Source organism: Mesorhizobium sp. M1A.F.Ca.IN.022.07.1.1 (assembly GCF_003997575.1).
Taxonomy (GTDB): Bacteria; Pseudomonadota; Alphaproteobacteria; order Rhizobiales; family Rhizobiaceae; genus Mesorhizobium.
Genome location: NZ_RZST01000236.1, coordinates 1 through 9468 on the forward strand (window position 1 = coordinate 1; position 9468 = coordinate 9468).

At 64.2% G+C, this 9468-nt stretch carries 12 protein-coding genes and 1 pseudogene; 8 read left to right on the plus strand and 5 right to left on the minus strand.

Features of this window, described 5'->3' with window-relative positions:
- The 4 genes and pseudogenes from EOA75_RS35800 to dnaQ all read left to right on the plus strand — a co-directional run.
- Positions 1-74, plus strand: a pseudogene (locus EOA75_RS35800) (septum formation inhibitor Maf); the annotation flags it as partial.
- On the plus strand, positions 67-900 hold the full coding sequence (locus EOA75_RS22605; RefSeq protein WP_127325205.1) for a shikimate dehydrogenase: 834 nt from the start codon (positions 67-69) through the stop codon (positions 898-900). The pseudogene EOA75_RS35800 and the gene EOA75_RS22605, both read left to right, overlap by 8 nt.
- 1 nt (position 901) lies before the next feature.
- Complete coding sequence (gene coaE / locus EOA75_RS22610; protein WP_127217282.1) at positions 902-1507, plus strand: dephospho-CoA kinase; 606 nt, start codon at positions 902-904, stop codon at positions 1505-1507.
- 74 nt (positions 1508-1581) lie between these two features.
- Entirely contained in the window at positions 1582-2289 is a 708-nt protein-coding gene (dnaQ, locus tag EOA75_RS22615; protein ID WP_066991475.1) for a DNA polymerase III subunit epsilon, read from the plus strand.
- Positions 2290-2584: 295 nt separating this feature from the next.
- On the opposite strand, the gene secB is transcribed toward dnaQ, so the two are convergent.
- On the minus strand, positions 2585-3085 hold the full coding sequence (secB, locus tag EOA75_RS22620; RefSeq protein WP_067323500.1) for a protein-export chaperone SecB: 501 nt from the start codon (positions 3083-3085) through the stop codon (positions 2585-2587).
- A gap of 167 nt (positions 3086-3252) precedes the next feature.
- Positions 3253-3750, minus strand: a complete 498-nt coding sequence (locus tag EOA75_RS22625; RefSeq protein ID WP_127325206.1) for an FxsA family protein — start codon at positions 3748-3750, stop codon at positions 3253-3255.
- Positions 3751-3953: 203 nt separating this feature from the next.
- Between EOA75_RS22625 and EOA75_RS22630 the strand changes: the two genes are divergently transcribed.
- The 4 genes from EOA75_RS22630 (at position 3954) to EOA75_RS22645 (ending at position 6807) form a co-directional block, all read left to right on the plus strand.
- Positions 3954-4661 (plus strand): Tim44/TimA family putative adaptor protein, encoded by a 708-nt coding sequence (locus EOA75_RS22630; RefSeq protein WP_127241234.1) that lies wholly within the window; start codon positions 3954-3956, stop codon positions 4659-4661.
- Positions 4662-4791: 130 nt separating this feature from the next.
- On the plus strand, positions 4792-5898 hold the full coding sequence (locus EOA75_RS22635) for a murein transglycosylase A (protein WP_127325207.1): 1107 nt from the start codon (positions 4792-4794) through the stop codon (positions 5896-5898).
- The gene (locus tag EOA75_RS22640; protein WP_067323498.1) at positions 5895-6419 is read left to right on the plus strand and encodes a Smr/MutS family protein; all 525 of its coding nucleotides are present in this window, start codon (positions 5895-5897) and stop codon (positions 6417-6419) included. Before EOA75_RS22635 ends, EOA75_RS22640 begins: the two co-directional genes overlap by 4 nt.
- Before the next feature lie 25 nt (positions 6420-6444).
- Positions 6445-6807 (plus strand): helix-turn-helix transcriptional regulator, encoded by a 363-nt coding sequence (locus EOA75_RS22645; protein WP_066991880.1) that lies wholly within the window; start codon positions 6445-6447, stop codon positions 6805-6807.
- 10 nt (positions 6808-6817) lie between these two features.
- Here the strand turns inward: EOA75_RS22645 and EOA75_RS22650 are convergent, their stop codons facing one another.
- From EOA75_RS22650 to EOA75_RS22660, 3 genes are all read right to left on the minus strand, one after another.
- On the minus strand, positions 6818-7435 hold the full coding sequence (locus tag EOA75_RS22650) for a transglutaminase-like cysteine peptidase (protein WP_127325208.1): 618 nt from the start codon (positions 7433-7435) through the stop codon (positions 6818-6820).
- Positions 7436-7655: 220 nt separating this feature from the next.
- Positions 7656-8933, minus strand: coding sequence for a polyhydroxyalkanoate depolymerase (locus tag EOA75_RS22655; RefSeq protein WP_127325209.1), 1278 nt, complete (start codon positions 8931-8933; stop codon positions 7656-7658).
- 234 nt (positions 8934-9167) lie between these two features.
- A partial coding sequence (locus tag EOA75_RS22660; protein WP_164747499.1) for a septal ring lytic transglycosylase RlpA family protein occupies positions 9168-9468 on the minus strand: 301 nt, incomplete at its 5' end.

Consider the following 9468-nt stretch of genomic DNA (forward strand, 5'->3'; position numbering starts at 1 on the left):
ATTTCACCATCGTCGGCCTGCCGCTGTTGCCGGTGCTGAAGGAGCTGCGCGCATTGGGAGCGATCGATGGTTGAGAAGCGGGCCTTCGTCACCGGCCACCCGATCGCGCATTCGCGCTCGCCCAAGATCCACCGCCACTGGCTGGAGGAATACGGCATCGACGGCAGCTACCAGGCTATCGACGTTCGGCCGGAGGATTTCGCGGCATTCCTGAAATCGCTGGACGAGAATGGCTATCGCGGCGGCAATGTCACCATCCCGCACAAGGAAGCAGCCTTCGCCTTGGTCGAACGCCGCGACGAGGCCGCCGAAGCCATCGGCGCGGTCAACACGCTGTGGCTGGAAGACGGCGTGCTGTGGGGCGGCAATACCGACGCTCTCGGCTTTGCCGGCAATCTCGATAAACATGCCCCCGGCTGGGCGGCGAATGGTCCGGCCGTGGTGCTGGGTGCGGGCGGTGCCTCCCGCGCCGTCATCCACGCGCTGAAGGACCGGGGTCTCAACGACATCCGCATCGTCAACCGTACGCTGGCAAGGGCTGAGGAACTCGCCGACCGGTTCGGCGCCGGGGTTTCGGCGCATGGCGCCGGCGCGGTCGGCGAATTGCTTTCCGACGCCGGCCTGCTCGTTAACACCACCGCGCTCGGCATGCATGGCAACGAGACCCTCGCCGCCGATCCGGCCGGTCTGCCCGGCCACGCCATCGTCACCGACATCGTCTATGTGCCGCTGGAGACGCCGCTGCTTGCTGCCGCCAGGGCGCGCGGCCTGAAGACGGTCGATGGCCTCGGCATGCTGCTGCACCAGGCCGTGCCCGGCTTCGAGCGCTGGTTCGGCAAGCGGCCTGAGGTGACGCCGCAATTGCGGCGCATGATCGTCGCCGACATCGAAGCGCATTGACATGATCGTGCTCGGCCTCACCGGATCGATCGGCATGGGCAAGTCGACCACGGCAAAGATGTTCGCCGAGGCCGGCGTTCCGGTGCATGATTCCGACGAGACCGTGCATCGCCTCTATGCCGGCAAGGCAGCACCCCTGGTCGAACGAGCCTTTCCCGGCACGACAAAAGCGGGCGTGGTCGATCGCGCAAGGCTGGCCGAGACAGTGCTGGGCGATCCCGCCGCGCTGAAAAAGCTGGAGGCGATCATCCATCCGCTGGTACGGGCCGACGCCGATGCATTTTTGGCTCGGCATCGTGCGGCCGGGGCGCCGATTGCGGTGCTCGACATTCCGCTGCTGTTCGAGACCGGCGGCCGCAATCGCGTCGACAAGGTCGTGGTCGTCACCGCGCCGGCCGAGATCCAGCGCGCCCGCGTGCTCGCCAGGCCCGGGATGAGCGAAGATAAATTCGCTTCCATCCTCGCCAAGCAGGTGCCTGACGCCGAGAAACGCCGTCAGGCGGATTTCATCGTCGACACCGGCCAGGGTTTTGATGCCGCACGTGCGGCGGTGGCAGCCATCGTCAGCGAATTGACCGGGGATAAGTCCGGCAAAAACGCTTCCTGACGGCCGCTGTCAGCAGTCCCCATTGCCATTTTGTTCCGGTTTGTGATTCTGCTCTTTAGAGCGGATTGATTCGAATGCGTGAGATCATCTTCGATACCGAAACCACCGGCCTCGATTTGCGCGACGACCGCATCATCGAGCTCGGCGGCGTCGAGCTGGTCAACCGTTTCCCGACCGGCCGCACCTTCCACAAGTTCATCAATCCGCAAGGCCGCGCCATTCACGCCGAGGCGCAGGCCGTGCACGGCATCAGCGCGGCCGATCTGGCCGGCAAGCCGACCTTCGCCGAAATCGCCGAGGAATGGCTGGCCTTCACCGACGGCGCCAAGCTGATCGCCCACAACGCCATGTTCGACCTTGGCTTCCTCAACCTCGAATACAGCCGACTCGGTCATCCGGCCATCGATCCCGGCCGCATCGTCGACACGCTGGCGATCGCGCGCCGCAAGCATCCGATGGGTCCGAACTCGCTGGACGCGCTTTGCCGCCGCTACGGCATCGACAACACCCGCCGCACCAAGCACGGCGCCCTTCTCGACTCCGAATTGCTGGCCGAGGTCTATATCGAGCTCATCGGCGGCAAACAGGCGGCGCTGGTCCTGGAAACCGTGGCCGTGCAGATGAACGGTAGCGGCGAAGTCGCCGATATCGACATCTCGATCGGCGCGAGGCCGATCGCGCTGCCGCCGCGCCTCACCGAGGCGGATCGGGCGGCGCATGCCGGGCTTGTCGGCACGCTCGGCGAAAAGGCGCTATGGCTGAAGGTGGCGTCTGCGGGTTGAGCCGGGGCGCTCCCGGCGGCAACCGACGCGATTAGCCGAACCGCCCATCCCTCGTCATACTCGGGCTTGACCCGAGTATCCATGCCGTGACCCTTGCGCAGAGTGCAACGGCGCAAAATTCTGTAACCGCCGCAACGCCTTAGAGTCAGGCATGGATTCTGGGGTCTGCGCGCGTCGCTCCGCTCCTTGCTCCGCCCCAGAATGACGACCTAACGAATGCCGTCGCTAATTTCAGACGCCCCAACAAAAGCCCGGCGCGAAGCCGGGCTCCCGATACGATGGGTGGCCCGCCGCCTCAGCTCACCTGGACCTTGCTGGCGGCCTGGTCCTCGGCGATGCGCTGCTGGAACATCTGCGCGAAATCGATCGGGTCGAGCATCAGCGGCGGGAAGCCGCCGTTGCGGGTGGCGTCCGCGATGATCTGGCGGGCGAAGGGGAAGAGCAGCCGCGGGCATTCGATGAACAGGATCGGCAGCATGTGCTCCTGCGGGAAGCCGCTGATGGCGAAGACGCCGCCATAGACCAGTTCGACGTTGAACAGCACTTCCTGGTCGAAGGAGGCCTTGGCATTCAATGTGAGATTGACGTCGAACTGCTTGTCCGAAAGCGGATTGGCGTTGACGTTGACATTGATGGCGATGCCCGGGGCCTTGTCGCGGCCGCGCAGCGAATTCGGCGCGCCGGGGCTTTCGAAGGACAGGTCCTTCACATATTGCGCAAGCACGTTGAGCGAGGGCTGTTCCTGTTTGCCGTTGCCATTGGCGGCGGCTGCCGCGGCATCATCATTGCTGGCCATTAGCCTTTGTCCTTTTGCCTGGGCAGCATTGCTGACCGGATTGAAATCGGGGGTTCGCTATCATGCTCGGCAGGACAAGACAAGTTTTGCGCGCCGCCTGAAACTGCGCAGCCGTTTCGGGGCGACGGCGCGCATGAGACAGCTATTCGAGCGGACCCTGAAGAGAGCTAGTCGTCTTTCAGCCGCCGCCAAGGGGAATTGTGATCCGGCCCGCGCTTGTAGTCGTCCTGGCGCGAAAAGTCGCTGTCATCGAGATCGATGACCCTGTCGCGGCGGCGGGCCGAAAAGCCGCTGCTGAAGCTGGTCGCCATCACGATGCGGTTCTTGAGCAGGCGCCAGGCAAGATCGCGCATCGGCGGCAGGAGCAGCAGGATGGCGACAATGTCGGTGATGAAGCCCGGAATGATGAGCAGGAGTGCCGCCAGCACGATCATCGCGCCATGCGCGAGTTGGCGGCTTGGATCGCGCCCGGCATCCATTTCCGTCCGCACCCGCGCCATCACGCCGAATCCCTGGTGCCGAAGCAGGAGGCTGCCGGCAATGGTGGAGAGGATGACGAGCCCGATCGTCGCCAAAGCGCCGACTTCACGGCCGACGATGACGAAGCCGGCGATCTCCAGAAGCGGCAGCAGGAGCAGGAACAGGGGAATGAACGAAATGCGCAAATTGAGACCGGTCGCTTTCTTCTTTTGCGGGCCTCGCGGGAAATCGCCGCTGGCACTGGGACCTTTAGATAGGTATGGCTGGCTTTGATTTGAATGATTGCGCCCGCCGTTCTATATGCTTTGGGTAATGAACGCTATGCGACCGCCGCCATTCTAGGGGCTCTGGTGGTCCGGCCTGGACAGGGATCGAATTGGCGGAAGATATGGGTTTCTTCGACTTCGGCACGATTTTCTTTTTGATTGCGGCGGTTGTGATCTTCTTCCAGCTTCGCAACGTGCTGGGCCGTCGCACCGGAAACGAACGCCCGCCCTTCGATCCTTATTCGGCAAGCCGCACGCGCGAGCAGGACGCGGCGCAGAAGTCCGAGAATGTGGTGTCGCTGCCGCGCAAGCGCATGCCGGGGGAACCGGCGGCGGAGACCTATGCCGCGATCGACGCTTTCGCCAAGCCGGACAGCGATCTCAACAAAGGCCTGCGCGCGATCAAGGACAACGATCCGTCCTTTGATCCGAAGACCTTTATCGACGGCGCCAAGATGGCCTATGAGATGATCGTCATGGCCTTTGCCGACGGCGACCGCAAAACGTTGAAGAGCCTGTTGTCGCGCGAGGTCTATGACAGCTTCGTCGCCGCGATCGGCGAGCGCGAGGCGAAAGCGGAAAAGATCCAGTCTTCCTTCGTCGGCATCGACAAGGTCGATGTCGTCGCCGCCGAGATGAAGGGCACCGAGGCGCATATCACGCTGCGCATCGTCAGCGAGCTGATCTCGGCGACCCGCGACAAGGTCGGCGCCGTCATCGACGGCGATCCGGAAAAAGTCGCCGAGGTCAAGGACGTCTGGACCTTCTTCCGCGATACCCGATCGCGCGATCCGAACTGGAAGCTGGTCGCCACGGAAGAAGAAGATTGACCTAGAGCATGATGCCGAAAAGTGTGGAGCGGTTTTCGGACGCCATCATGCTCCATCTCTTTAATATGGAGCCGGATTCAGATTTCAGGTCGATCCGGCCTGAAATCATCCGGCTCTAGTGGCGGCTGTCATGTCGCTGTCTTCGGCATTCAAGGAAAAATCCTTCGGCGACCTGCCCGGCTGGGACGAGGATAATCACCTCGCCGCCTTCGCGGCGTTCAAACGTTCGGCTTGCCACGTCCTGACCAAGCCCTATCGAACAGGCTCGCTCGGCGTCGCGTTCGCCGCTTTCGCCGAGGCCTACACTGAGGCGCGTTCCGTTTCGCCGGCGAATCGGTCGGAGGCGCGGTCCTTCTTCGAGCGCCATTTCGCTCCCGCTTTGGTGGCGGCCGAAAGCGGCGGCGCCGGCCTCGTCACCGGCTTCTACGAGCCGGAGGTCGAGGCCTCGCCGGTGAGGACGGAGCGGTTCACGGTGCCGCTGCTCTCCCGTCCCGCCGATCTGGTCGACATCGACGATAAAAATCGTCCCCTCGGGATGGATCTCTATCTCGCCTTCGCGCGCGCGACGACGACAGGTCCGGTCGAATATTTCGATCGCGGCGCCATCGAGCGCGGCGCGCTGTCCGGGCGGAACCTCGAGATTGCCTGGCTCGCCGACAAGGTCGATGCCTTCTTCATCCATGTGCAGGGAGCGGCGCGGCTGAAGATGGCCGATGGTCGGCTCTGCCGCGTCACCTATGCCGCAAAATCCGGCCAGCGCTTCACCGGGCCGGGCAGGATCTTGAGCGAGACCGGCGAAATCCCGCTGGAAAAAGTGACGATGCAGTCGATCCGCGCCTGGTTCAAGGCGCATCCTGAGCGGGTCGACGACGTCCTCTGGCAGAACCGCTCCTACATCTTCTTTCGTGAGGCGCCGGTCGACGACCCGGAGCTCGGTCCCATTGCCGCCGCCAAGGTGCCGCTGACGCCCGGCCGCTCGGTCGCCGTCGACCGGCTGCTGCACACCTTCGGCACGCCCTTCTATATTGTTGCGCCGACGCTCACCGCTTTCGGCGGAAAGCCGTTCCGGCGGCTGATGATCGCGCAGGACACCGGCTCGGCCATCACCGGAGCGGCGCGAGGCGATCTCTTCGCCGGCTCGGGCGATGCCGCGGGCGAGATCGCCGGCGTCGTGCGCAACGTCGCCGACTTTTATGCGCTGGTCCCGCGCGGGCTGTTCGATAGGGGGCACGCGTGAACCGCCGCCACGACACGCTGAGCGACGACGATCGCATCCTCTGGAACCTGGTGGCGCGCACGACGCGGCCCCTCAAAGGCAAGGCCGCGGTCGAGATTCCCGATATTGTCGAGCCGACGCCGGCGCCGGCGCCTACGCCGGCCAACGGCGTTCCCACCGCTGCCGCCAAGCCGAAGCCGCAGCACGTCGCGCATTCGCTTGACGACCAGACGCACGAGAAACTGAAAAAAGGCCGGCTGCCGATCGAGGGCAGAGTCGATCTGCACGGCATGACGCAGGACGAGGCCTATTCGCTGCTCCTCACCTTCCTGCACCGCGCCCATGCCGGCGGCATCCGCTATGTGCTGGTCATCACCGGCAAGGGCTCATCGTCCGGCGGCGACGGCATCCTGCGCCGCTCGGTGCCGCACTGGCTGTCGACCCCGGCTTTCCGGCACCTGGTCTCGAGCCACGATCACGCCGCCCGCAACCATGGCGGCTCGGGCGCGCTCTATGTGCGGCTCAGGCGGACGCGCGCATGAGGATGCCGGCCATGAGGACGCAACTGTGACCCCGTTCGGCGAAAGGCTGAGGGCGCTGCGCGCCGAGCGCGGCGTCAGCCAGAAGGCGATGGCGCAGGCCATCGGCGTCAGCGCCGCCTATCTGTCGGCGCTCGAGCATGGCCGCCGCGGCGCGCCGACCTGGACGCTGATCCAGAAGATCATCGGCTATTTCAACATCATCTGGGACGACGCCGAGGACCTTGCCCGCCTCGCCGAAACCTCGCATCCACGGGTCAGGATCGATACGTCGGGCCTCTCGCCGGCCGCGACCGAACTGGCCAATCTTCTGGCCGAGAGCATCGAGAAGCTGGACGAGGCGGAGCTGCGCCGCCTCAGCGCGTCGATTCGTGCGGCGCTGAGAAGGTAGGTCCCGAGATCTACTGCACCGAGCCGACCAGCAGCTGCTGGCCATCGCGGATCGACACCCAGCGGCCGGTGTTGTCGATCGCCTGGCGCTTGAGATAACGGTAGCCGGTCTCGTCCCAGGCTTGGACCTTGTCGGTCAAATTGTCGAGGATGTAGTCACCCCTGTCGGTGCGCACCGTCAGCACGGAATGGCCTTCGCCGTCGGGCTTGCGCACTACGGTGATCAAGAGATCCGCAAGCGAGATGCCCATGCGGTAGAGCTGGCGCCGCTTCTCCAGCACATAGTCCTCGCAGTCGCCAAAGCCGTTGTCCGGATAGGTCCAGACCTCGTCCTTGCCGTAATTGTCGAGATCGCTCATCGGCTTGACGGCGGCGTTGACCTTGGCGGTCACGTTGATCAGCTTGCGCCACAGAGCATCGGTCAGCTTGGCCGGCGCGAGATTGGCCGGGCGAATGTTGCATTCGCTCGGATGCGTCTTGCAGAAATCATAATGTCCGATCGGCTGCGAGGTCAGGCCGCCGGTGGCCATGGCGCCAGCAGCCCATGCCGGAACCGCCCAGTGGGCCGAGATCGCCAGCCCTGCGACTGCACACAAACGCAGCATCCGCGCCATCGGTGAGGAAGTCATTGTCCCCCGGGGTCCGCCCTTGTTTATTAACGAAACGTTAAGGGGGATTTACAGTCCGTGTCAATTGAAGACAACGGCTAGTTTGGTGGCATGGTTACCCGCCAGGCCCGCATAGCGGCAGTTTGGCAACAGCGGCGTCGGGACGCCGGTCAGCCCTGAACATTGGTTCCACGGAAAGGTCACGCGCTTTGAGCGGCGCCGAGCCGCGTCCGCTTCCCGCTCAGCTCTTGGCGGAACGGACCAGCTTCGGCTTCGCCGCCAGGCGGGTCTGGCGGCCGTAGCTGGAGATGAAGTCCAGAATGCGCGGCACGATCTCCGACCGGAATCGCGAGCCGTTGAAGACGCCGTAATGGCCGACGGCCGGCTGCATGTAGTGGGCCTGCCGGTCGGCCGGGATGTTCACGCAAAGCTCATGCGCGGCCTGGGTCTGGCCGAGCCCGGAAATGTCGTCGTTCTCGCCCTCGACGGTGAACAGCGCGACGTTGCGGATCGCCCGGGGATCGACGGCCTCGCCGCGATGCGTCATCTCGCCCTTCGGCAAGGCGTGGCGGACGAACACCGTATCGACCGTCTGCAGGTAGAACTCCGCCGTCAGGTCCATCACCGCCAGATATTCGTCATAGAAGTCACGGTGCTTCTCGGCGCTGTCGCCGTCGTTTTTCACAAGGTGCATGAAGAAGTCCTTGTGGGCGATGATGTGGCGATCGAGATTCATGCTCATGAAGCCCGAAAGCTGCAGGAAGCCGGGATAGACATCGCGGCCGAATCCGGGCACCGGCCAGGGCGCCTGCATGATGACGTTCTCGCGAAACCAGTCGGTGCCCTTTTCCCCGGCGAGCAGATTGACCGCGGTCGGATTGCGGCGGGTATCGATCGGCCCGCCCATCAGCGTCATGGTTGACGGCACGAAGGGGTCGCCGCGCTTTTCCATCAGCGCCACCGCCGCCAGCACCGGCACCGAGGGCTGGCAGACTGCCATCACATGGGTATCGGGACCCAACGCATGGAACATCTCGATGACATAGTCGATATAGTCGTCGAGATCGAAGCTGCCCTGCGACAGCGGCACCATGCGGGCGTCGACCCAGTCGGTGATGTGCACGTCGGCGTGAGGAAGCATCGCCTCGACCGTGCCGCGCAGCAGCGTCGCATAATGGCCGGACATCGGCGCCACGATCAGTAGCTTCGGATCGGGCTTGCGGTCCGCGGGAAGCTGGCGCTCGAAGCGGACGAGGTTGCAGAACGGCTTCGACCACACGGTTCGTTCGGCGACGTCGACGCTCTTCCAGTCGACCACCGCCTTGGTGAGGCCGAATTCAGGCTTGCCGTAGCGGCGCGTCGTGCGCTCGAAGAGTTCCGCGGCTGCCGCGACCGAGCGGCCGAGCGCCGTATGCGAAACCGGATTGAGCGGGTTGGAATAGAAGAACCGCACCGCATCTGCGTAAAGGCGGGCGGGCTGCAGCGCCGCATGGTTCAGTTCGTAGAGCTGGTAGAACATCAAGAACCCCGCTGCTGCCTGACGACCAAGGGGCCGACGAGCAGCGCCGAGCCTTGAATGTCTCGCAGTGAGGTTAACAAGATATTGTTGCGATGCAATACGTCAATTGGCGTGACGAATGCTGCTTTGGTCCAAACTGTTGAAAACTCGTCACGTATGGCGGAGCCGGCTCACTGTGCGCTGCCGCAATGTGTAGAAAATATGTCCGGCTCCCTCTTGCCGGACATCGACATGTTAAACGCGCGCCATGCAGACTGCGGTGTGGCCCGAGCCGATGAAGCCGAGCTGGGTGGCGGCGCCGCGGGAGAGGTCGAGCACGCGGCCCCGGACGAACGGGCCGCGATCGTTGATGCGCACGACGACGCTGCGGCCGTTGTTCTTGTTGGTGACCCTGAGCTTCGTGCCGAACGGCAAGCTGCGGTGCGCTGCAGTCAGCGCGGCGGGGTTCATGCGCTCGCCGGAGGCGGTTCTGGAATGCAGCGCGTACCAGGAAGCGCGGCCGCATTGTGCGGCGGCTGAAGAGGCGGAAGAGGCG